20 protein-coding genes are annotated in these 22,716 nt (G+C 51.1%); 4 read left to right on the top strand and 16 right to left on the bottom strand.

Annotation, left to right across the window (positions count from 1 at the left end; all coding sequences use genetic code 11):
- Positions 1 to 89: 89 nt before the first annotated feature.
- The 10 genes from ACTQY1_RS09450 to ACTQY1_RS09405 all read right to left on the bottom strand — a co-directional run bounded on the left by ACTQY1_RS09450 (position 90) and on the right by ACTQY1_RS09405 (position 9,705).
- A complete protein-coding gene (locus ACTQY1_RS09450) occupies positions 90 to 758 on the bottom strand; it encodes a GntR family transcriptional regulator (RefSeq protein WP_154487963.1) in 669 nt (222 codons plus the stop codon).
- A 161-nt stretch (positions 759 to 919) separates the two neighbouring features.
- Complete coding sequence (locus ACTQY1_RS09445) at positions 920 to 2,062, bottom strand: NAD(P)/FAD-dependent oxidoreductase (protein ID WP_288310239.1); 1,143 nt, start codon at positions 2,060 to 2,062, stop codon at positions 920 to 922.
- Complete coding sequence (locus tag ACTQY1_RS09440; RefSeq protein ID WP_154487965.1) at positions 2,059 to 2,391, bottom strand: (2Fe-2S)-binding protein; 333 nt, start codon at positions 2,389 to 2,391, stop codon at positions 2,059 to 2,061. The genes ACTQY1_RS09445 and ACTQY1_RS09440 overlap by 4 nt, the downstream gene beginning before the upstream one ends.
- A gap of 40 nt (positions 2,392 to 2,431) precedes the next feature.
- Positions 2,432 to 4,009, bottom strand: coding sequence for an FAD-dependent oxidoreductase (locus tag ACTQY1_RS09435; RefSeq protein ID WP_154488006.1), 1,578 nt, complete (start codon positions 4,007 to 4,009; stop codon positions 2,432 to 2,434).
- 57 nt (positions 4,010 to 4,066) lie between these two features.
- Positions 4,067 to 4,432 carry a (2Fe-2S)-binding protein gene (locus ACTQY1_RS09430; protein WP_441374124.1) on the bottom strand — a complete coding sequence of 122 codons (366 nt, stop codon included), beginning with the start codon at positions 4,430 to 4,432 and terminating at the stop codon, positions 4,067 to 4,069.
- A gap of 48 nt (positions 4,433 to 4,480) precedes the next feature.
- On the bottom strand, positions 4,481 to 5,905 hold the full coding sequence (locus ACTQY1_RS09425; protein WP_279125733.1) for a sodium/glutamate symporter: 1,425 nt from the start codon (positions 5,903 to 5,905) through the stop codon (positions 4,481 to 4,483).
- A 379-nt stretch (positions 5,906 to 6,284) separates the two neighbouring features.
- Positions 6,285 to 7,211, bottom strand: a complete 927-nt coding sequence (locus ACTQY1_RS09420; RefSeq protein WP_441374123.1) for a dihydrodipicolinate synthase family protein — start codon at positions 7,209 to 7,211, stop codon at positions 6,285 to 6,287.
- Positions 7,212 to 7,229: 18 nt separating this feature from the next.
- A complete protein-coding gene (locus tag ACTQY1_RS09415) occupies positions 7,230 to 8,399 on the bottom strand; it encodes a UxaA family hydrolase (RefSeq protein WP_195839614.1) in 1,170 nt (389 codons plus the stop codon).
- A gap of 13 nt (positions 8,400 to 8,412) precedes the next feature.
- The gene (locus tag ACTQY1_RS09410) at positions 8,413 to 8,706 is read right to left on the bottom strand and encodes a UxaA family hydrolase (RefSeq protein ID WP_154487968.1); all 294 of its coding nucleotides are present in this window, start codon (positions 8,704 to 8,706) and stop codon (positions 8,413 to 8,415) included.
- Positions 8,707 to 8,721: 15 nt separating this feature from the next.
- On the bottom strand, positions 8,722 to 9,705 hold the full coding sequence (locus ACTQY1_RS09405) for a 2-keto-3-deoxygluconate permease (RefSeq protein ID WP_441374122.1): 984 nt from the start codon (positions 9,703 to 9,705) through the stop codon (positions 8,722 to 8,724).
- Between the two features lie 214 nt (positions 9,706 to 9,919).
- Here ACTQY1_RS09405 and ACTQY1_RS09400 point away from each other — a divergent pair, with 214 nt between their 5' ends.
- Entirely contained in the window at positions 9,920 to 10,723 is an 804-nt protein-coding gene (locus tag ACTQY1_RS09400) for an IclR family transcriptional regulator (protein WP_229778443.1), read from the top strand.
- 140 nt (positions 10,724 to 10,863) lie between these two features.
- Here ACTQY1_RS09400 and ACTQY1_RS09395 read toward each other — a convergent pair whose 3' ends face one another.
- The 3 genes from ACTQY1_RS09395 to ACTQY1_RS09385 all read right to left on the bottom strand — a co-directional run bounded on the left by ACTQY1_RS09395 (position 10,864) and on the right by ACTQY1_RS09385 (position 13,920).
- Positions 10,864 to 12,348 (bottom strand): tripartite tricarboxylate transporter permease, encoded by a 1,485-nt coding sequence (locus tag ACTQY1_RS09395; RefSeq protein WP_154487970.1) that lies wholly within the window; start codon positions 12,346 to 12,348, stop codon positions 10,864 to 10,866.
- Between the two features lie 10 nt (positions 12,349 to 12,358).
- On the bottom strand, positions 12,359 to 12,829 hold the full coding sequence (locus tag ACTQY1_RS09390) for a tripartite tricarboxylate transporter TctB family protein (protein WP_154487971.1): 471 nt from the start codon (positions 12,827 to 12,829) through the stop codon (positions 12,359 to 12,361).
- 92 nt (positions 12,830 to 12,921) lie between these two features.
- Positions 12,922 to 13,920: a tripartite tricarboxylate transporter substrate binding protein gene (locus tag ACTQY1_RS09385; RefSeq protein WP_154487972.1), complete on the bottom strand. Its 999-nt coding sequence runs from the start codon at positions 13,918 to 13,920 to the stop codon at positions 12,922 to 12,924.
- 195 nt (positions 13,921 to 14,115) lie between these two features.
- Here ACTQY1_RS09385 and ACTQY1_RS09380 point away from each other — a divergent pair, with 195 nt between their 5' ends.
- Positions 14,116 to 15,051, top strand: coding sequence for a LysR family transcriptional regulator (locus ACTQY1_RS09380; protein ID WP_441374121.1), 936 nt, complete (start codon positions 14,116 to 14,118; stop codon positions 15,049 to 15,051).
- Between the two features lie 136 nt (positions 15,052 to 15,187).
- Here ACTQY1_RS09380 and ACTQY1_RS09375 read toward each other — a convergent pair whose 3' ends face one another.
- Positions 15,188 to 16,495: an SLC13 family permease gene (locus ACTQY1_RS09375; RefSeq protein ID WP_022488270.1), complete on the bottom strand. Its 1,308-nt coding sequence runs from the start codon at positions 16,493 to 16,495 to the stop codon at positions 15,188 to 15,190.
- Between the two features lie 21 nt (positions 16,496 to 16,516).
- Positions 16,517 to 17,857 carry an enolase C-terminal domain-like protein gene (locus ACTQY1_RS09370; protein ID WP_154487975.1) on the bottom strand — a complete coding sequence of 447 codons (1,341 nt, stop codon included), beginning with the start codon at positions 17,855 to 17,857 and terminating at the stop codon, positions 16,517 to 16,519.
- A 199-nt stretch (positions 17,858 to 18,056) separates the two neighbouring features.
- Between ACTQY1_RS09370 and ACTQY1_RS09365 the strand changes: the two genes are divergently transcribed.
- The gene (locus ACTQY1_RS09365) at positions 18,057 to 18,977 is read left to right on the top strand and encodes a LysR family transcriptional regulator (protein ID WP_154487976.1); all 921 of its coding nucleotides are present in this window, start codon (positions 18,057 to 18,059) and stop codon (positions 18,975 to 18,977) included.
- Positions 18,978 to 19,423: 446 nt separating this feature from the next.
- Here the strand turns inward: ACTQY1_RS09365 and ACTQY1_RS09360 are convergent, their stop codons facing one another.
- Positions 19,424 to 20,284 (bottom strand): 5'-nucleotidase, lipoprotein e(P4) family, encoded by an 861-nt coding sequence (locus tag ACTQY1_RS09360; protein ID WP_441374120.1) that lies wholly within the window; start codon positions 20,282 to 20,284, stop codon positions 19,424 to 19,426.
- 394 nt (positions 20,285 to 20,678) lie between these two features.
- On the opposite strand from ACTQY1_RS09360, the gene ACTQY1_RS09355 reads away from it, so the two are divergent.
- Positions 20,679 to 21,875, top strand: a complete 1,197-nt coding sequence (locus tag ACTQY1_RS09355; protein ID WP_154487978.1) for an ATP-binding protein — start codon at positions 20,679 to 20,681, stop codon at positions 21,873 to 21,875.
- Positions 21,876 to 22,716: the final 841 nt, after the last annotated feature.

Genomic DNA, 22,716 nt, shown 5'->3' with positions numbered 1-22,716 from the left:
TATTTTTTTCTTTATTTTCTTTCAGTATATCTGATTTCCCTTTAATTTTCAATAGTTTTTGTCACATTAATTTATTCTAAAGTAATATATTACTTCTTCCAATATTCCGGCAAAGTCCTGGCAAAAGAGTTCTTCAGATGGGTCTCCATAGCCTTATAGGCTTTCTTTTCATCTTTCTCTGCAATGGCCTCATAGACTTTTCGGTGCTCCGCATACACTTTTCGGGCATCAATGGAATTGTTGTAGACGCTCTTCACTTCAAACCGGAGATAATGGTCCAATACCACATCCAGGAACCGGAAAAAGATTTCGTTGTGGGCAGACTGTATTACAGCCCGATGAAAGCTGTGGTCGATTCGGTACAGCCGTTGCCCATCTTCTGAAGGAAGGCCTTCCTGAAGAGAAGTCAGCAGGCTGTCCATTGCCTGCCGGTCTTCTTCATTGGCCCGCTGGGCTGCCAGCTGGGCGCAGATGGGTTCCATGGTCATCCGTGCTTCCAGGATATCATGGGCTTTTTCAAAGGATACCGGCTGGATCAGTACTCCTCTGCCCCGGCAGAACGTCACATACCCATCAGTCTGGAGTTCCAACAGAGCTTCCCGCAGAGGTGTTTTGCTGATACCCAGTTCCCGGCACAAGCTTTCCTGAGAATAAATGGCGCCAATCCGGAAACGGTTGAATAAAATGGCATCCTTGATCCGGTCATAGGCAATATCCTTGTAAGAAAGTTTTCCTGCAGTCCCTTTTTTCTGTTCCATAACGGGTCCCTTCCTTTCGTCACTGTCGATTTTATTATAACGGGTACCGACAGTCATGGAAAGAGACTCTGCCAGAACAGGAAACCGCCATTTGAAGAAATCACTGCCAACAAAGAAGTGTGCAGCCAACTTCCATGCTGCACACTTTGTAAAGCATTTCTTCAGATCTTCGCCACGAACCGGTTGTAATGGAGAGCGGACAGATCCACTTCGGTCTTGTTTTCCGTAACCAGCTCTGCCAGCTGATTGCCCACTGCCGGGCCGATGCCAAAGCCATGGCCGGTAAATCCGCAGGCCAGCATCAGACCGGGGACTTCTTCCACGTTCCCCAGTACCGGAACCAGGTCCACACATTTGTCTTCTTCTCCGGCCCAGGTCCGGACGATTTTGGCTTTGGCCAGATCCGGAAAATATTTCATGATGCCCCGGCAGACACAGGGAGCGGTAATACTGCAGTTGCTCTTGGAGTTGGGGCGGTCTATGGGGTCTTCCGTAAACCCTTCCAACCCGCAGTCTCCACCGAATACAAAGGATCCATGATTGGTCTGATGTCCGTAAAAATCCGCTTCGGCCGTCCCCAGCATCTGATTGAACATATGAGGCTCCGCTTCCGTGACCAGAGCTTCGATGATATTCACTTCAATGGGGACATCAATGCCTACAGTGGCAGCCAGGGCCCGGCTTCCGTATCCAGCGGCCAGGAGCACTGTATCCCCTTCATAGACAGCTCCGCTTTCCGTAATCACCTGACGGATATGTCCCTTGATTTTCCTCAATTGAATTGCTTTATCTCCACTGTAATACCGGACCCCCAATCTTCTGGACGCCATATAAAAGGCCAGTGTGGTAGACAGGGGATTGGCATGTCCATCAGTAGGACACCAGCTGGCTCCAATGACTTCTTCGGAAAGATACGGATTGATGGCCCGTACTTCATCTCCGTCAATCATTTTTACATCCACACCGCAGGCACAGGCGGAATCTGCCAGTTTTTTCAGGATCTGGAGATGTTTTTCCGTTTTCCCCAGCCGCAGGTTCCCATCCTGATGATATTCGCAGTCATATCCCAGTTCTTCAGAAATATGAGGCCAGATATTCTTCACTCCATACTGCATGAGAGGCAGTTCCCTGGCATCCCGTCCGGACTGGCGGACGCCCCCTCCGTTTCGGGAAGACGCACCGTTTCCCACATTTTTGTCCCCTTCCAGGACTATGACACTGCATCCTCGTTTAGCCAGATAGTAGGCCGTGGAATTTCCCACAATGCCGGCTCCCACAATGATTACATCTGCCGTACTCATCATTTTTCCGCCTCCCCTGTTTCCCGTGCAAAGACTTCCATTTCAAGAGGACGCATGGGAGCCCGGCTGGTGGCCGGTTCCAGCTCTGCCGGGCTGACTCCCAGTTCTCTGGCTATGATGCCTTTAACCAGCTTGGCGCAGGTCTGGCCCTGACACAGCCCCATGCCGCAGCGCAGGAACCGCCGCACTTCTGTAATGGTATACAGTCCTTCATGGACGGCCCGCCGGATTTCTCCCTTGGTGACTTCTTCACAGCGGCAGATAATCATGTCATCATCCGGCTGCGGAACAAATTCTCCAATATCTCTGGAACGATCAATGATTTTTCCCATATCCTGTCAGTCCTTTCCTGTTCCGGTTGATCTCCGTCCGTTACGCCTTTTTGAAGAACCGTGCCTTCATGGCATATTCCAGAGGGACTTTCATGGTCAGAAGACTGGTCTTGTCATAGGCAGGGCTGCTCTTTACGGCAACCACTTCCGCCGTGCAGACTGTTTCCCCGTTTCTGCCCAAAGCCATCCCTTTATCCCCGCTCTTGGGCAAAGGCAGGAATTCATAGGGAAGAGTGATTTCCGCAGTTCCCTCGGACTTGTCTTCCTTCAGCAGAAAAATGGCCTGACCAGGACAGCTGGCCACACAAAGACCGCATCCCGTACAGCGTTTTTCTGCACTGAGACAGGGAAGAGCCGTAATGTTGTCTCCTACCTTGATACAGTGGTTGGGACATACATCCTGACAGGGATTGCAGGGAATATTCTGGGTACATTCGATTACCGGATGGATCTCCTCTTTTTCCGTTACCCCAGGGAAGCGGGTGATTTCCTCGTCAGTCACATACCCTTTCTTCAATAAAGTAGTGGAAATGGGGATGCCTTCTTCCGTTTCGGTAATGGTCTTGCCCCGGTTCCTGGGAGCGAACATTCCCTGCCGCAGTCCATCCAGGGCTTTGTCCAGCCCTTCCAGACTTTCCGTCTCTTCCTTTTCCGTAGTGTACCCCAAGTATTCCGCCGCCAATTCTCCGGCCATCCGGCCTTCGATCATGGCCGAACTGGCTTCTTCGATACCGGATACATCTCCTGCCACAAACAGACCGGGAATGGAAGTCCGTCCATATTCATCACAGATGGGAACCTGGCCGCCCCGTTTTGGATTGTCTTCCATCTCACAGCCCGCCATTTTCAACAGCTGGGACATGGGAGACAGCCCAACGGCCACACAGATGGTATCTACATCGAAATGTTTCTCCGTTCCGGGAATGAACTGGAAATGGCTGTCCACTTCCGCAATGGTCACCCCTGTCACATGTTCCTTGCCTTCCGCCTTCAGGATGGTGTGACTGGTATAGAAGGGAACCCCAGTCCGGGCCACCTTGGCTGCATGGACACCGTAGCCGCCGATTTTAGGTGCCGCATCCACCAGAGCCACCACTTCGCAGCCTGCCTGGAGCAGCTGGAAGCTGACCACCAGTCCCACATTGCCGGACCCCAGCATCAGGATTCTATTTCCCGGACGTACTCCATACAGATTCATCATGGTCTGGGCTGCACCGGCCCCCATGACTCCCGGAAGGGTCCAGCCATCAAAAGGAACCATGTTTTCCGAAGCTCCAGTGGCAATGATTACCGTGTCCCCTTTAATATGATGTATGGCATCATCCATCCGATAGACCACTTCTTTGTCCCGGTACAGACCGATTACCGTGGCATTGAGTTTTACCTGGACACCCAGGGCATCTGCTTCTTTCAGCAGTTCTTCCCCGATCCGGAAGCCCCGGATCTTGGCTTTGTGTTCCTTGGACCCAAAAAATTTATGGATCTGTTTGAAAAGCTGTCCCCCAGGCCGTGCATTTTCATCCAGAACAACCACATCCAAGCCCTTTTTGGCTGCTTCGATGGCAGCGGACAGACCAGAAGGACCAGCGCCTACAATCACCAGATCATATCGTGTCATTTGCATCTTCATCTCTCCCATCTGCTGAATCCGAATTTTCCTGTAACCCCTGCAGCCTCATTTCTGCTGATCGAAAGGCAGCGGACTGACTCCATACTGGGTCTTCACGTCCATTCCCGCCTTCAGCGGCGTCATGCAGGTACGGATATTGGGTTTGCCGTCCACAATCATGACACAGTCCGTACAGCGGCCAATGGCACAGAAGATGCCCCGGGGCTTGTGCTTTTTCTGGGTATACCGGTGGATCTGGACCCCGGCAGCCTTCAGGGCAGACGCAATGGGCTCGCCCTCATACCCTTTCAGAGTCTTTCCGTCAAAAGTGAATTCCACGATTTTCTTTCCGATGTTCTGTTCTCCCAGGATCGGATGTTCCAGGATACGGGATGCTTCTCCAAGTTCATTCTCTTTTTCTGCTGTACACATACGTTTTTTCCCCCTCTATGCAGTTCTGGATCAAATCAGGACAAGCTTTCAGTTCTTGGCCATGGCCGCCACAGCAACCCCTTCCGGAGCCTTGGCTTTTTCAGGTGCATATTCTGCAAAAGGATGCCAGGTACCCAGGACTTTGGGGACAAAAGCCAGAACCAGTGCCAGAGCCGTGGTAGCAATGGTACAGTTGATGTATCCGTATTTCATCACCCAGTAGGGCATCATGGCGGTCAATACTCCGCCGCCGATGGCCCAGTCACTGAAGGGACTGGAGAGTGCCAGGATTTCCAGTGCATTGGATTTCAGTTCCGGATCACAGGTCTTCAGCAGCAGCATGCCTGTGGCAAACACCCCGGTGGCTTCTCCATAGTGGAGCATATTGTATTCAAACCAGTCTTCTCCGTAGAAGTGCCGCACATACCAGATATGGCCGAAGAACATCACTGCCATCATCACACCCTGCTGGATGATCAGCGGCACGGCAAATTTTACAACCACTGGAATATTCACAGACGCCACAGCTCCGGTAACCAGCAGCTCCAGGCAAATGCCCTGAATCCGGCTCATGATGCCCCGGTCCAGGCAATCCTTCCAGGGCGTGTGGTTCATGACTTTCCGCATCAGCAGACCAGCAAACAGGGCCGTAACATACCAGGTAATGGAAATATGCAGATAGGTGTCAATCAGTTTTTTCCCGATCCATCCCAGATAAACAGCCACACAAAGAATGGCAAAATGGAAAGCCAAAGGATCGATGACCCCATTTTCAATGGTGGCCCGCCCCACTGCCGGCCGTTCCTCTTCCGGATAGACTTCAGTGGCCTCCGCTTTCAGAGATGCTTTATCGTGGAAATAATGGGTCCAGCCTTTCCGTACGGCAATATTGATCAGGATCATGCCACTGAGGATGCCCCAGATCAGTCCAACTGTAGCAGAAGTAATGGAAAGAGAGGCACCGTCCGCCCATCCCAGTTCTTCAAACACCTGGGCCATGCCCCCAGCCGTACCATGACCGCCCAGCCAGCCTTCTTCCACAATGACACTGAACAGCGGATCCACATGGAACAGCGGAATCAGGATCAGGGCACTGAGAAGCATGGGGATAGCATATTGGGCCAGAGAAACCATCCATCCGAAGGAAATGGTACTGGCCACTTTTTTCACAGTTCCCTTACCGCTGCGGACACTGTTGAACATCAGCATGGGAGCAAACACAAAAGTGATGAGCCGTCCGGCAAATCCGGCCCAGGAAGACGTGATTTCCTTGGGAATGACACCCAGGAAAAAAGGCCCCAATGCCAACCCGATCAGCCCGGCCACCAAAGAGGCCGGTACATGATATTTGCGCAGAAGGCCCACTTTCAGGCGGACCATGGTACCCACAATCAGCAGAATGCCCAGCAAAGAAACACTGAGCACCAGGGAATCCAGTGTTCCCCCGTTCAACGCCGCAATCTTCGGAATCATACATACCCCTCCCCTTTTGAACCATTCAGACCACACTTTGCTTCCATCCTGCGCTGTCTGTTTCCGCGCCTTCCAGTTTTTCTTTATTACGGTAGAGAACTGGTTGGATTGTGTACAAGTTTAGCACTGTATAAGGAAAAGTTCAATATATTTTCGAACTGTTTTTATTATAATAAATTTATTGTTCGTGTTTTAACAGTTTTAGCACAAATTATCCTGGATTTTACGAAATTATTTTCTTTCTTTGTATAAATACATGAAATTTTCTTTTTTCTAAATGCTTGTAAAATGAAAACAAGAGTGTGGGTATTCTCCTCACACTCTTGTTTTCATATTTAATTTACCAAAACAGAACTATATTTGGACCTGCATTTCTTAATCAAAAAGGCATTTTTTTCAGCCATACCCTCACTTTTTCACACTGATCAGCCGTTACTTTTGGCATGGGAACCGTACACCAATTGTTTGTCAGAATTCCCTTCTGGACCATGGCTTCTTTTAAAATGGGAATGAATGGATCCCCGATTTCATAAAGTTCCATTGCCTGGTCCACAATTTTCTGATACTTGATGATTTCATCAAATTTCTTTTCATTTAACGCCTGAGCCAATCCATGGAACAGTTCCGGACAAACGTTGGACAGACCCCCAATACACCCGTTTCCGCCGCTGATCACATTATGCGCCATAAATTCCTCAAAGCCGGAAAGAACGACAAAATCTGGGAATTCCGGCCGCAGCAAATCGATTAATTTCCGTGTATGGCCCATTTCTGTCACAGTATCTTTATACCCCACGATGTTGGCATGTTTTCTCGCCAGCCGCAGCGTCACTTCCGGAGAGACATCATAGCCCGTACGTGCCGGGAAATTATAAATATAAATGTTCCCATTGATCTGGCTGGCCAGATTTCCATAATAGGTTTCCAGAGTCTCCTGGGAAAATTTGAAATAATACGGGCTGACAATCATCACTGCATGGGCGCCTTTTGCCAGGGCATAATTGGACAGTTCGACCGTTTCATCGGCCACCATCCCGCCTGTACCGATCAAGACTTTCGTCTCATCCGCATATTGGCAGGCAACATCGATCAGCTGCTTTTTTTGTTCTTTCGTCATGCTGAAGAACTCGCCCGTACTCCCCATGACCACAAGGCCATCAATACCCTTTCCGATCAGGTATTCATAAATTTTCTGGTTTGCGGTTACATCAATATTTCCCTTTGCATCAAAAGCGGTTACCACCGGCGTTAAAATTTCTGCTTTCTTCATCCCAATCACTTGTCCCTTCTTTTGAATTGCTGCCACGAAATGATTCCTTGGCAATCACACGAAATTGCAGACTCTGGCGATAGCCATTTCCGTATACCCAAGAGATTCCGCTTTAGTATACTTTCCATCTGCCACTTCCTGGATTTCTTTCAGAATTTCGTCTCCCATCTCCTCCAGCGTTTTGGTTCCATAAATCAATGGGCTGGCATCAATATCGATATTGTCTTCCATGTTCCTGTAGGTAATCTTATTGGCGGTAATTTTGATCACAGGCGCCAGGGGATTTCCGGTAGGCGTTCCCCGTCCCGTAGAAAAGACAACGATTTGTGCACCGCCGGCAACCATGGCCGCCACGGAAGAAGGATCATTCCCGGGGGTATCCATAATCACTAGGCCCTTTTTGCTCTCTACCTGTTTAGCGTAATCATAGACTTCGGTAAATTGGCGGTGTCCGGATTTATGGATGCAGCCCAGGGATTTTTCTTCAAGAGTGGTGATTCCCCCCGCTTTATTCCCAGGAGAAGGATTCCCTTCCCGGACTTCTTCCCCCACAAGCTGCAGGGCTTTTTCATACCGATGGACGATCTCAAAAATTCTCTCTTTGACTTCAGGAGTCTTCGCTCTCCGGGCCAGAATATGTTCGCCCCCGATCAACTCCGTGGTCTCTGATAAGATGGACGTGCCTCCCAAATCTACGATCCGGTCACTGGCTTCCCCAATCAGGACATTGGATGCCAGACCGCTGGTGGGATCGGAGCCTCCGCATTCTGTCCCTAAAATCAGTTCAGACAGGGGGAATTCCTCTTTCTGCAGCAAGGAAGCTTCCTGGACAAACTCTTTCGCAGCACGGGTTGCTCTCTCTACGGTTTTAATGGTTCCTCCGTTTTCCTGGATGATAAAAGTCGCCAGGGGCTTATTGGTTCTTTGCTTAATGGCATCGACTACCAGATCCATCTGGCAGTTTTCACAGCCCAGAGAAATCACAACAGTGGCATAAACATTGGGATTGGCCGCATACCCCGCCATAACATCCATGGTCAGCTGCTGATCGCTGGGTACCTGAGAACAGCCCAGCTGATTGTTGAACGTTACGGCTCCCTTCACATTTTGTGCCACCAGGCGTGCTGTATCAGAGGCACAGACACTGGCCGGCAAAATCAAAACATAGTTTCGGATTCCAACCCGTCCATCAGGTCTTTTATATCCATGAAATGTTTGCATCATTGCTTTCCTCCTTTTAAACTTCCGCTTCCAGATTTTCCCTATGGCTGCCCACATTGTGGACATGTACATAGTCCCCTTGATGGATATCGCAGGATGCAATGCCAATATGCTCACCATATTTCACAACCGGCTGGGCCTGTGGAATATCGCGGATGGCAAATTTATGATAAATCGGGATATCCTGCGTAACCGCCAATGATGCTTCTTTTCCATTTTGGAACCGGATATTGGCCTTTGAGCCTTTTTTTAACGGTTCGATCGCCACAGCCACGTTGTCCTTCGCATCAATAACAACTGCGTTTACCATACTTTTCCTCTCCTCTTAAATAACATTTTCTTTACCGAAGTCCTGCCCGGCCAGTGGATATTTGGGGCATCCGTACTTTTTGGCCCACCAGGACGTAATAAAAGGTACCATAATGGCAGTCACCACTGCAGCCGCAGCTACTTGAGCCGTCGCAACAGATTCATAGGGAGCCCAGGCCGGATCAATCAGCGCAACAGCTGCAGGGACGGCCACAGCATTGCCGGCCGTGGTAGAAACGCCCCATGCCGCATATCCTGGTCTGTGCCCAATGAACCGTTCACAGGCCACAATAAAGATTCCTCCTACTAAGCAGCAAATCAACCCAAGTAAAATCCCACCAAATCCTCCTTTGACCAGATTTGTTAATTTTATCCCTGCACCCAAGCAAAAACCAACAAAGGGAATCAAAATCGTCCCTGCCGGAGCCACAAACTTTGGAATCTCCTTATCTAAATTTCCCAGGATCATCCCCATCAGCAAGGGGCCTACAGCAGCCACTAAAGCCACAAGAGGGATATTGGCCAGCCCGGAAGCCCCCATGGCAACCAACGTCAGGAACGGTCCATCGTTAATGGAAAGCAATGCCATGCTGGCACAATCCGTTTCATCTCCATATTCCGTCATTAAAGCCAGATAAACGGATCCATTGGAATTCGTGACGGCACTGATCACCGCCAGGGTCGTCAATCCCAAAAATCCCGCCTTGCCACAAAGCATGCCAATTGCAATGCCGATCGCAGCTCCGATAATAAATTTAGCAATCAACAGCAGTCCTCCGCGCTTCAAGACTTTTGGCATATCACTTAATTGAAGCGTAGTACCCAGGCAAAAGAGCTGGATACCAATAGCAGTTGCTGTCCCTGCGCTGGTAAAGGTAGCTGTTGTAAAAGACCCAATTTTCACAATTTCCGGTACAAACGTATTGATCAGAGAACCAAGGACCATTGGAACGACCATCATTCCCGCAGGTACTTTCCTAACATTCTGCAAAATTTTCATAACTTGTACTCTCCCTATTTGTTTATTCGTATTCTCGTCTTAATTTGTATATACAAACTTTATGGCGTCATCATACCATTCGCATTTTCAAACGTCAACTTGATTTACGAATTTTTTCTTTTTCTTCTTCACAAAAAGAGGAGAAAAGCAGACAAAACATGGTATAATAAATTTGCGTACGAATATACGAACTCTTTCTCGAAAAGGAGGCAACATGATGGTTGAATCAAGCCAATTCCAGATTCATCGACCTACCGCGCGAGTACTGGATATCTTGGAACTGCTGGCGGCCAATTCGGAAGGCTTCACCCTCTCTGAAATTGCCGAAAACATTCATGCAGCCAAAGGCACTCTGTTTCCTGTTGTCCGGACTCTCTGCCAGAGGAAATTCATCTTACAGGATTCTGCCAGTGGAAAATACCGTATTGGAATCAGTGCCTTCTGTGTAGGAGAATCCTATACGAATGACCGAACCATTATGCAGTTTATTCGTGAAGAAATGAGTTCTGTGGTAGAACAAGTGGACGAAATTTGTCAGTTGGGGATTCTCGACAAGGGAGAAGTCCTGTATATCGCAAAGATTGACAATAAAGAAGCCATCCGCTTAATGTCCCATGTGGGAAAACGGCTGCCAGCCTACTGCACGGCTTTGGGAAAAGCCCTTCTGAGCGATCATTCCATTGAAGAAGTCAAGAAACTTTATCCTTATGGATTAAAGGCATTAACGGAACATACCATTACTTCTTTTGTACGTTTGGAAAAAGAGCTGCACGAAATCCGAAATACACAAATCGCTACGGAAAATGAAGAATCCTCAAATTACTTAACTTGTTTTGCCACTCCCCTGCGCGTAAACAAACAAATTGTAGCGGCTTTAAGTGTAAGTGCGCCTTCATTTCGCATGAACAGCAAAAAAGCCGATACCATAAAGAACATCCTGTTATTTGAAAAGCAAAAAATCGAAACCTATCTTACGGCAGAACACTTTGACGGAAATGACTTCCTTTTTACTGAATGATTGATAAGGATTGTCTTACGTCCATAAATCGGAACACAAAACAGCGTTGTTCTCTTCTTCAAGACAAAAAAAGCTGTGGAAACCGCCGACCATCCAAGGTCAGCCGTTTTCACAGCTTTTTATTTTGTTGCAATAGAATTTTATGCTTTGCAGAATCTCCGTCTTACCTGTTTGATCACTGCCCACAGGATGACCCCGATGGAAATGGTCAGGAACACGGCGGCAATGGGGGATTCAAAGAACCGCAGGAAGTTGCCGTCAGTGTACTGCATGCCCCGGATCAGGTTCTGTTCCACTTCTTTCCCCAGCACCAGGCCCAAGATCATGGGAGCCTGGGGATATTTGTACTTGCTCATGAAGTAGCCGATGACCCCGAACACCAGGGAAGTCCAAACATCGAACATATTGTGGTTGGTGCCGTAGGTCCCCACCACGCACAGGACGAAGATAATGGGGAACAGGATGTATTTGGGAACGTCCAGGACCCGGACAAAGGCCCGGATGCCCCCGTATTCCACCACCAGCATCACTACTGTAGCCACCATGAGACCAGCAAACAACCCATAGACCAGTTCACCGCTCTGCTGGAACAGCAGAGGACCGGGGATGATGCCATGGAGCATCAGGCCGCCCAGGATAATAGCGGTTACCGTATCCCCGGGGATTCCCAGGGTCAGCAAAGGAATCAGAGCCCCGCCGATGGAGGCGTTGTTGGAGGTTTCGGAAGCCACAATGCCATCCATGCAGCCGGTACCGAATTTTTCCGGATGCTTGCTCTGCTGTTTGGCCACACTGTAAGCCACGATATTGGACGTAGCGCCGCCGATTCCCGGCAGGATGCCGATGCCGATGCCGATCAGGGCGGACCGGATGAAGTTCACGAACTGGTCCTTGAATTCCTGGAGGGTAAACCCAAAGCCTTTGATTTTGTATTCCAGGATCTGGCCTTCTTTGGCTTTCACCCCTTCTGCGGCTGCTTTCAGGATTTCAGCCGTGGCAAAAAGCCCGATCATCACTGGCAGCTGGGAAAATCCGTTTTCCAGTTCCGGGATTCCGAAAGTGAACCGGGCGGAACCGGTGATGTCGGAAATCCCGAACAGGGAAATCACGATGCCGAAGACCCCGGCCATCACCGCTTTGAACGGGTTGTCAGAAATCATGGCAGCAATCATGGTCAGCGCGAAGAGACAGATGGAAAAGGTTTCAATGGGGCCGAACTTCAAAGCAGCTTTCGCCAGAGGCGGAGCAATGAAGAACAGAGCCACCATGGAAAGAATGGTTCCCAGGAAGGAGTAGAAAATGCCGATGCCCAGGGCCCGGCCCCCTTCGCCCCGTTCCGCCATGGGCGCCCCGTCAAAGGTGGTGGCTACGGAAGAGGGTGTGCCGGGGATTTTCAGCAGGATGGCGGAAATCAGACCGCCGGAAGTGCCTCCCACATACAGGGCAATCAGCATGGAAATCCCGTTAAGGGGCGACATCCCAAAGGTAATGGGCAGACACAAGGCCACCGCCATGGTGGAAGTGAGCCCGGGAATGGACCCAAAGATGATCCCCACGACAACCCCTACCAGGATGATCAGCAGGGTTGTGGGATTCAGTACGGATAAAATGCCTTCAGCAACCATAACAGCCTCCTTAGAACAGGATCCCGGCAGGCAGGATCAGGGAAAAGACTTCTTCGAAGATTTCATTGATCAGCAGGGGCACTACGATGGCCAGGATTCCGATCATCATATAGTGTTTCCGGTTCCGGCTTTCCAGGGGAATGAAGATCAGCATCTGAGCTGCCATATACAAAATGGAAGAAATCACGAATCCCAGGGTATCCAGCAGGACGATATAGAGGAAAAGAGCAAGAAAGGTAAGTCCCAGACATTTCAGATCGGCAGTGATGCCTTTCTGGTGATCATCCGGCGTGAATTTTTCCCACAGCAGCAGACAGAGACTGATGAAGATCCAGATCTTTGTGCAGACCTTCGGCATGAAATCCCCTCCGATGCCGATGGAGGATCCTGGGGAGATACTCTGGGCCGCTGCCGCCAGGGCGATGCCCACCACCAGCAGGACCAGATCGATGGTGTATTCCGCAATCTTTTTTGTACCCATATTCTTTCCTTTCGTAAATGGAGAAGCTGGTGCCGATTCCCTGCAGAACCGGCGCCAGCTTTGTTTCCCTTCACCCAGGGTTCCTGTCTCCGTCAGTTGCTCTTGGCAACTTCCGTGAACTGGACACTCTGGAGAACCTTTTCATAGGCATTGAACTTGGCCAGTCCGTCGCTTCCCGGCAGGAAGGTGGGTTTCTGGAAGTACATGTTGTAGATTTTACTCTGGTAATCCTTGTCGTTTTCGATGATGTCCTTGGCCGCCGCATTGAAGGAATCGATCAGAGCCTGGTCGGTGCCTTTGGGGAAGGCCACGAAGTAGTAGAAGGGCACGTAGGCATCAAAGCCCTGGTGTTTGATGGTCTTCACATTGATGTTCTTGTCCGGAACCACCAGATCATTTTCCCCATCCATAGCCAGCGGAACCATTTCCCCTTTAGCAATGTAGTCCTTGACCCCGCCGTAGGGAGAGAAGATAACGTCCACATGACCGCCCAGCAGCGCGGTCAGCCGGGAAGCCGCAGCTCCTGCATCCACCATTTTCAGTTTGAAGCCCTGTTTCACCAGCTGGGAAGCGATGACGTAGGAAGTGGCACCAGTCTGTACGGCGATTTTCAGTTCATCCGGATGCTGTTCCGTATAGGCTTTCAAGTCTGCCAGGGAATTGACTCCCAGTTTCTTGTTCACCACGATTACGTTCCCCGGGTTCAGCCCTACGATGGAAGCAAAGGAGAAATCATCAAACCCGAAATCAGAAGCCTTGCTGGCCTTGTTCACTACAAAGCCCGTATGGTTGAACAGCAGGATACTGCCATCCTTCTTGCCGTCCTTGACTTTCCGGGATCCGGTGGCGCCCCCGTTGCCTTTGATATTGGAAACCACAATGTTGGTTCCCAGTTTCTTGCTCAGCTTCTGGGACAGCAGCCGGGCATTGAAGTCCGTATCCCCGCCTGCACCGTAAGGAACCACCACTTCCACGTTCTTGGGCCACTTGGCCTTGGTCCCGGCACTCCCCTTGTCCTTGGATCCGCCGCAGCCGGTGACGGCCACCAGAAGAGCTGCTGCCAGCCCTGCACACAACATTTTTTTCAGCATGATCTTCCCTCCTCAAAGTTCTATGAAAATTGATTGATGCAAGAATAACCAGTAAAAAAGCAACTGTCTGAATTTTCCGTAACACCTTGTTACGTTTATTATATTGCCCTATAATGTAGATGTACACTTAATATATCGACAGAGAATCCTTAAATTTTTTTCTAAGTCTTACCAGCGGGGAGGTCCTTTCCACTTATGGATACCAGACTAATCGAACACATCCTGAAAATTGCAGAAGAAAAGAGCATCACCAAGGCGGCGGAAAAGCTGTTCCTGACCCAGTCGGCCCTGAACCAGCAGCTGCTCCACCTGGAACATGAGCTGGGGACGCCTCTTTTCAAGCGCAGCAAGGTAAACTGGGGCCCTACCCGGGCCGGGGAAATCTACCTGGAAGGGGCCCGGGAAATGCTCCGGGTGAAGCAGAACACCTACAGCCAGATCAGCGACCTGACCCACGGATACACGGGAACCATCCGGGTGGGGATGACTCCCGTCCGGGGGCCGGACATGTTCATCCATGTGTACCCGGCTTTCCACAAGGAATATCCCAACCTGGTGGTGGTCCCCTATGAACTGAACGTGTTCCAGATGCAGAAGCTGGTCACTGCCGGGGATCTGGATCTGGGGTTCATGACTCTGTTCGGGAGCCAGCGGGACGACAATGAATATGAAGACCTGTATGAAGAGGATATCCTCATTGCAGTACCGGAAGACTGGAAGCTGGAAGGAGAATTGCCGGCGGCAGAGGGACAGCGTCCCCGTCTGCCTCTCCTGGCCCTGAAGGACCGTCCCATAATCCTGCTGCGGAAGCAGACCACCATGCGTCCGGTGCTGGACCGACTGTTCCGGGCCCGGCAGATGGTGCCCCGGATCCTGTTTGACACCGCCAATCCGGCCACCATCCTGGAAATGGTCCGAGCGGGAATCTGCTGCGGTATTGTGGCGGAATCCACCACCCGGGGCTTTGAACAGGGGATCCGGTATTATGCCTTTGAAAAGCCCCTCCACTGGAACGTGGCGGTCAGTTATCCCAAAGGAGCTTTTTTGAATCAGGCAGAAAAGCTGTTCATCCAACAGGCCCGGGAATACTGGATAAAGAAAGCCAAGGCTAAAGTGCAGAGTAAAGAGTAAAGAGTGCAGAGAAAAGATAAGAGTGAAGTGCAGGACGTAAAACAGACCCAAAGGGCCGCTCCCGCGCAGGGGCGGCCCTTTGGGTCTGTTGGTTTCCAAGGATGTATGGTTTTGATACATTGTTGGCGATGGAAGATCACCGGAAGATGCCCAGGGCATAGCCGGCCACCAGCCACAGGATGTTCATGATCCACAAAGGAGCGAAGGAGAACTTCACATAATCCTGGAGCTCGGTCTGGTCCGCCAGGTCGCAGGCCAGGTAAATCTGAGGCTGGGCCACCGGGGAAACCATGGCCCCCATGTTCATCAGAAGGGTCATGACCACGATTTCCTTGGGCACGCCGTAGTTGGCGCTGACCCCGGCCACAATGGGCACCAGGGCATACTGCCAGATATCGTTGGTGAAGATCAGCATCAGCGGAGCACTGAAGATGGCGATGATCAGGTACACCCAGGGTCCCAGGACGCTGGGGATGATGCCCACCAGGAACTGGACCATGGCGTCCATCATGCCGCTCTTGGACAGGACCCCTACCACCACGCCGGACAGGAACACGGCGCAGGCGGTGGAATACATTTCTTTGGAGTACTTCTTCAGCAGCTGGTTCTGGAGGCTCAGATCCGGATAGTTCACGGTAAGGGCGATGACCAGGCCCAGGGCGAAGATCACATAGCCGGGAGCAGGCACCACACTCAGGCCCACAATCAGCAGCACGGTGAGCAGCAGGTTGAACCAGAACAGTTTGGGCCGCCGGAGTTCGGACTGGTCTTTCTTTTCCAGGTCTTCCATGATGACGCTTTCATCCACCTGGCCGGCGCCTTTCTTCATCTGGAACCGGGCCAGCAGCACAGCCAGCCCAAGGCACATGGCAATGTAGATCAGCATCAGGGGCAGCATGTGGACGAAAATGTAGTTCTGAGGAGCGGGAATCCCGTCCAGCAGGGTGGCTGCCCGGAGGGTACGGCCGTTCCAGGGCGTAATGAACAGGGCGCACATGGTGGCGGAGCACAGGAGCAGCAGACATTTGGGATCGATCTTCAGCTTCTTGTACAGAGGCAGCATCATGGGCACGGTCACCAGATAGGTGGAGGTTACGCTGCCGTCGATTTCCGTAATCAGAGAAACGAACACGGTAATGATCATCACAATGGTGACGCTGAGCTTGGTCCGCTTCAGCAGGAATTCCACCATGGTGTCGAACAGTCCCACTTCATTCATCAGAGAGAAATAAGGCAGGGAGAAGAAAATGATGAACATCAGGTCCCGGGTCTTGCCCAGGCCGAATTTCACGTAATCGCAGACTTCCTTTACGTTGGCCCCCAGCAGGAAGGCCCCGATAATGGGGATGATGGTGAAGGCAAACAGAGTACTGACTTTCTTTTTCAGCAGCAGTGTGGTGATGAGGATCATCATCGCAAAGCCGACAAAGGCCGCAAAGCTCATGGATAGGTTCCCCCTTTTCTCTTACCGCACCAGACAGGGTTTCTTGCAGTCGTATTTCCAGTTGGGGATCAGGTACTGCATGGCCATGGCGTCGTCCCGGTCGTGGGAAGGCATCTGGTTGTACAGCTTGTTGGCTTCCATGACCCGGTCCATGTCCAGGGTGACCCCCAGCCCCGGTTTCCTGGATACTTCCAGGAACCCGTCTTTGATCTGGGGAGTATCCTTCAGCAGGTTCTGCCCATCCTGCCAGATCCAATGGGTATCCAGAGGAGCCGGATTCCCCGGTGCCGCAGCCCCCACTTGAGCGAAGGTGGCCAGGGTGATGTCAAAGTGGTTGTTGGAGTGGCTGCCCCAGGTAAGGCCCCATTCCTTCAGCAGAGCTGCCATCCGCAGGCTCCCTTCCATACCCCAGAAGTGAGGATCCGCCAGGACGATGTCCACGGCCTTCAGGGCGGCTGCATGGTAGAACTGGCGCCAGTTGGTGGCGATCATGTTGGTGGCTACCCGGAGAGAAACGGCGTTCTTGAATTCCGCCATCACTTCCCGGCTGGAGAAGCCCGCTTCCGGGCCGGTGGGATCTTCGATGTAGCTCAGGACCCCTTCCATGGGTTTGCACAGCCGGATGGCCTCATCCAGGCTCCAGGCCCCGTTGGGGTCGATGTTGATCCGGGCATTGGGGAATGCTTTCTTCAGAGCCCGGCAGGTGTCCATTTCATAAGACCCTTCCATGACCCCGCCTTTCAGCTTGAAGTTCCGGAAGCCGTATTTTTCGTGGAGGATCTGGGCTTCTTCCACCACCTGTTCGTGGGTAAGGATTTCGCCTCGGCGGTACCGGAACCAGGGATCCTTGCTGTCAGATTCGTCCAGGTAGGGCAGGTCCGTTTTGTTCTTGTCAGATACATAGAACAGATACCCCAGCATTTCCACCTTGTCCCGCTGCTTGCCTTCCGCCAGCAGTTCGCACATGGGAACACCCAGGTACTGGCCCAGCAGGTCCAGGAGAGCACATTCCAGGGCCCATTCTGCCCGGACCACGAATTTCAGTTTGGAAATGTCCAGGGTCTGGATCCCTTCCCCGTCATCTCCTTCGGCTTTTTTGCCTCCTCTGTGGATGGTGCCCAGGATGGAACGGTATTTGCCGATTTCCTGCCCCACCACCAGGGGAATATAGCTGTCCAGACATTCTTTCGTATATTCGCCCCCGTGGATTTCCCCGATGCCTTCATGGCCGGCATTGTCGTGGAGAATCACCAGGTTCCGGGTGAAAAGCGGTGCGTGGGCCCCGCTCAGAGTCATTTCCATGCTGTCATACCCGGCTACGGGGATGACCTTCATATCTGTTACAATCGGTGTAGTTGCCATTGTTTTTCCTCCTTGCAATCCTTATCGCGCGCTTTTGAATGTTTCAAATTGTCTGTAATCAATATAGCCAATTTGCTTTTCCCTGGCCAATATGTAATAATGATTCCTGCAATCAGTTTTGCTAATATTATCTGATTATTTGAATAGTTTTTCTAAGAGGCACTCTTACTTTTTCTAAGTCTGCAAGGAGGCTTGTTTTATGGATACCCGTCATCTCCAGTACATCCTGACCATCGCCCAGAAGCAGAACATGACCAAGGCGGCGGAAGAGCTGTACATTTCCCAATCCTCCCTGAGCCAGTACCTGGCCAAACTGGAACAGGAAATCGGTGTGCCGCTTTTTGAAAGGACTCGGAACCGGATGCTCCTGACTCCCGCAGGAGAATTGTATGTGGAAGCGGCCCAGCGGGTCCTTTCCATTGAAAAGCATCTGTACGAAAACATCCGCTCCATGAACAACAAAAGCCACATCACCCTGGGTCTCACTTCCCAGCTGTGCCTGAAAATGCTCACGGCGGTGGTCCCCAGTTTCAAGGCGGAATTCCCGGAAGCCACTGTGGAAATCACCGAAGGGAACGTGATCGATCTGAGCCGTATGCTCCAGGAAGAAGCCATTGACTGTGCGGTGATGGCCATCCATGACACTTCTCCCTTTTCCCCGGACCAGGTGGATATCCTGGGGGTGGAGGAAATCCTGCTGGCAGTACCCAAAAACCATCCCTACTGCAAAAAAAATCCAGGGGATACGTTCCCCTGGAAAGATCTGGAGGAAGAACTGGGCGAAGACAATTTCCTGATCTGCAAAAAAGGCTCCACCCTGAGGGAAGTGACGGACCTGATTTTCGAAGCCATCCGCCTGGACCCCAGCACCATGTGCGAAACCAACAGCATCGTCACTACCCGGGCCATGGTGGCCATGGGCATCGGCATCACCTTTATCGGAAAATCCTGCATGGAATATGAAAACAAGATCCATTATTACCGGCTGGATCCCCCGGTGACAAGAAAATTCGCCCTGGTCCGCCGGAAGAACTGGGTAATGCACACCCCGGAAAAAAAGCTGTGTGAAGAGATCCGGAAATATTTCAAAAGGAAAAGTGTGAAGGCGCTGATGAAGTGAAAAAGGGGCTGTTGCATGGGCAGCAGCCCCTTTCTGTCAACGGTCAGCGGCAGGGGATTCTATGGGATTACACGAAAACAACAAATGTTTTAGGCTAATTTTGCACGAAAACGATAAATCTTTTTATGATTTTCTCCGTATTTTTAAGCGACTTTGAATAAATAGATTGCTGCAGGGGCTGTACAACAGGCCGTCTGCGGGCGGCCGGGCCTGCCGCCCCTACGGACCCGGTACAATCGTATTGTCCATTGCAGTAGTGCCCTGCCGGGAGGCCGGGACGGGCTTGCCTGCAGCAAGCCCCTACGCCGTTGGGGTCAAGGGTCCGGGCGAAATCACAATAACGGCATTGCCGAAGCCCCCGTTTCTCCGACCATTGGTAACCATAGTCCGACAGCAACGAGGTAGGGGCGTGCCGCAGGCCGTTGACCGTTAACAGCTGACCGCCTTCATTTCCCCATATGTTCCAGGATCACCTGGCTCTGCTGCTTTTCGGCGGCTTTTTTCCAGGTTTCCCGGTTCTTCTTGGTGGGTGCCGGTTCGGATTCCCCGAAAATGGCCCGTACCCAATGGCCGTCGGTGGGGTTGGGCATGAGGATGAATTTTTTCCCGAACAGGTCCTTGTCCTTTTCCATCAGGGCATTCCGCTGATCCACGTCCTTTACATAGTACACCCGCTGGAAATCATTCAGGCTGTCCCCCAGATACACGGCAATATTGTGGGTCTGGGCGATTTTTTTCTGTTCCTTTTCCTTGTTGGAGGTATCGATGAGCACGGTAAGATGGTCCTTGTCTGCATAGGGGAAGGACAGGTCCTGGAGGTTCTTCAGGGCATAGCCGTAGGTGCCTTCTCCCTGGTCCCGGCTGGTGACGTAGAACACTTCCACTCCTTTGGATTTACAGTAGTTGAGAAAGTCCAGGGCTCCGGGAGCCGCCGTCAGTTTGTCCTGTTTGATATGCTCATCCAACAGGGGATCGTCAAAGGCGTCGTGTTTGGTGGCAATCAGGGAGCCCCAGTAATCGGGATGGAGGATCAGGGTATCGTCCACATCGGTGACCACACACAGGGGTTTGTCCCCGGGCTTCCGGGCAGCCAGGGCCTGGTCCACCCGTTCCTGAGCAATGTTGAAAGCCTGGTGGTACAGGGCCCGGTATTCGGCAGCAGTCTGTTTCCAGGCCACAGCCACAGTTAAAATATTCCCTTTTTTCTCCCCGTTCCCGTATTTGTAAACAGGTTCCGCAGCCAGGCTCCGGGCCATGCAGGTCCCCAGCAGTCCGGCAGTCAGGATGGCAGTCATCAGTTTTTTCATGGCAGTTCCCTCCGTGTATATTTATGCTTTGATTTGCATATTATATAGCTTTTAATAAAATTCTGCCATGGGTATTTAAAACAATATTGGTTGTACGAAGGTTGTATTTTGGGTTGATATACCCCGTAGGGGATGACCCAGGGTTGCAACCCAATCCCGCCCGGTCGTCCCGGACCTGCTGTACCGATTGTTGGGGCATTGGCGGGCGGCTCTGGCGGCATTTTGCTTTGCAAAAGTCCTGAACCGGCCCCTACGGAGTCGATTTTATCATTTCATATGATTATAAGCTTTATGGAACTCTTGATTTTATATTTTTTGTTAGTCTATACTTTACGGTTTTTTATATATATGATAAAGTGTTAAATATAGAATTTTATTGAAAGGGTGTGAATCCATGATTCTTCGCACACACTACTTGGAACAGGCCATTCCTTTTGTGGACCAGGACCTGATCAAAATTTTCACCGGGATCCGCCGCTCCGGGAAAACCGTTTTGATGAAACAGATGAGAGACTGGCTGCTGGACCATGGACGCCATCCGGAACAAGTCCTGCTGTTCAACATGGAATCTCTGCAAACCCGCCGCAAGGCGCAGGAAGGCCGTTTGTACGATGATATCCTGTCCTATGCCAAGGCCCATCCCCAAAAGCTCTATCTTTTCTTTGATGAAATCCAGGATATTCCAGACTGGCAGATTTTCATCAACTCCCTGCGTGTGGATATTGACTGCGATCTGTATATAACCGGTTCCAATGCCACCCTTCTTTCCAATGAACTGGCCACCTGCCTATCCGGCCGTTATATCCAAATTCCGGTCTATCCTTTTTCCCTGAAAGAAGCCCGGGAGTTCCAGAAGCAGCAGGGAACCTTCCAATCCGATGAAAAACTTTTCCAGGACTATCTCCGGTTTGGGGGCTTCCCACAACGTTTCTATCTGCCGGACGCCGCCTCCGCAGAAACGTATCTGCGGGATCTGTTCGAAGCGGTGGTCCTCCGGGACGTGCTTTCCCGCCACAAGACCCGGGACACCGTTTCTCTCCAAAGGGTCCTGGCCTTTGTCCTGGACAACATCGGCAATCCCTGTTCTGCCCGCAAAATCAGCGGGGCCCTTACATCTGCCGGCCTGAAGACATCGGTTCCCACGGTCCTGAACCAACTCCAGTGGTTCCAGGATGCCTTTATCATTGAACAGGCTTCCCGCTACGATATTATAGGCAAAGAACTGCTGACCACAACGGAAAAATACTACGCCGCTGATCTGGGCCTGCGCAATGCCATCAAATCCAGCGAAAAACTGGATATCAGCAAGCTGTATGAAAACCTGATCTATCTGGAAATGCGCACCCGGGGCTATCAGGTCCGGGTAGGGAAACTCAAGGACCAGGAAATCGATTTTATCTGCCAGAAGGGACGGGAAAAGTTGTATATCCAGGTGGCCTATCTGCTGACTCCCAAAGACATGGACCGGGAATTCGGCAATCTGAAAGCCATCCAGGACAATTATCCCAAATACGTCATCAGCAGCGATCTGGCAGACATGAGCCAGGATGGTATCATCCACAAGAATATCCTGGAATTTTTGTTGGAATAAGGGGCTGCCGCCTCCTATGACTGCCCCAATTGCCGTCTCCCTCCTCACTGCCATCCCACAAAAGTCCCAAATAGGATGGATACGCACAGGACTATAGCCACCAGGCTGTAACAGGGCAGGATGAACCGGTACCACCGCTGCAGGGAAATGGCCGAAAAGTGTTCTTCTATACTTTATGAAAATCTTATTTCTAGGTTTTTATTAGTCTACACTTTACGGTTTTTGGTTTACTCTCTTCGAGGAAACAGATTTGATGGGGCTAAAATAAATTTCGTACTAAAAATATTTGATTTTTGATATTTTTAGTACGAAATTTATTGATTAGCTTGTCTATTTCCCTTGAAAAATATTTTTCATAAACAGAATCCCCGGTGTGGCCACACCGGGGATTCCTGTGCTTCAAGAGCACTGTCAACATTTTGCCTGCTGCCAGTATATCATCTGACCTGGAGAATTACAAGACAAGGGAAATCAGCCGCCTGTACCCCGTAAGGGATGACCCAGGGCTGCATCGCAATCCCGCCCGGTCATCCCGCATACAGGACAACCGATGGAATGGAGGCCGGGATGGGCTCGCCACGGCAAGCCCCTACGCCGTTGGGGTCAAAGGTCCGGGCGAAATCACAATAACAGCATTGTCGAAGACCCCGTTTCTCCGACCGTTGAAACCATGGTCCGACAGCAACGAGGCAGGGGCGTGCCGCAGGCCCGCCCTTCCCGGCCGGCTGCAAAAAAACGCAGCCCGAAAGCTGCGTTCTCAATAAAAGGAACCCGCTGCCCGGGTTCCTTCCTTCCGCTAGTGACTAGTGACCAGAGACCAGTGACAGAACGGCTGCCTGCG

It is taken from the genome of Acidaminococcus sp. HCP3S3_G9_1 (genome assembly GCF_052122455.1).
In the GTDB taxonomy this organism is placed as follows: Bacteria; Bacillota; Negativicutes; order Acidaminococcales; family Acidaminococcaceae; genus Acidaminococcus.
This window is presented reverse-complemented; position numbering and strand designations above follow the sequence as displayed.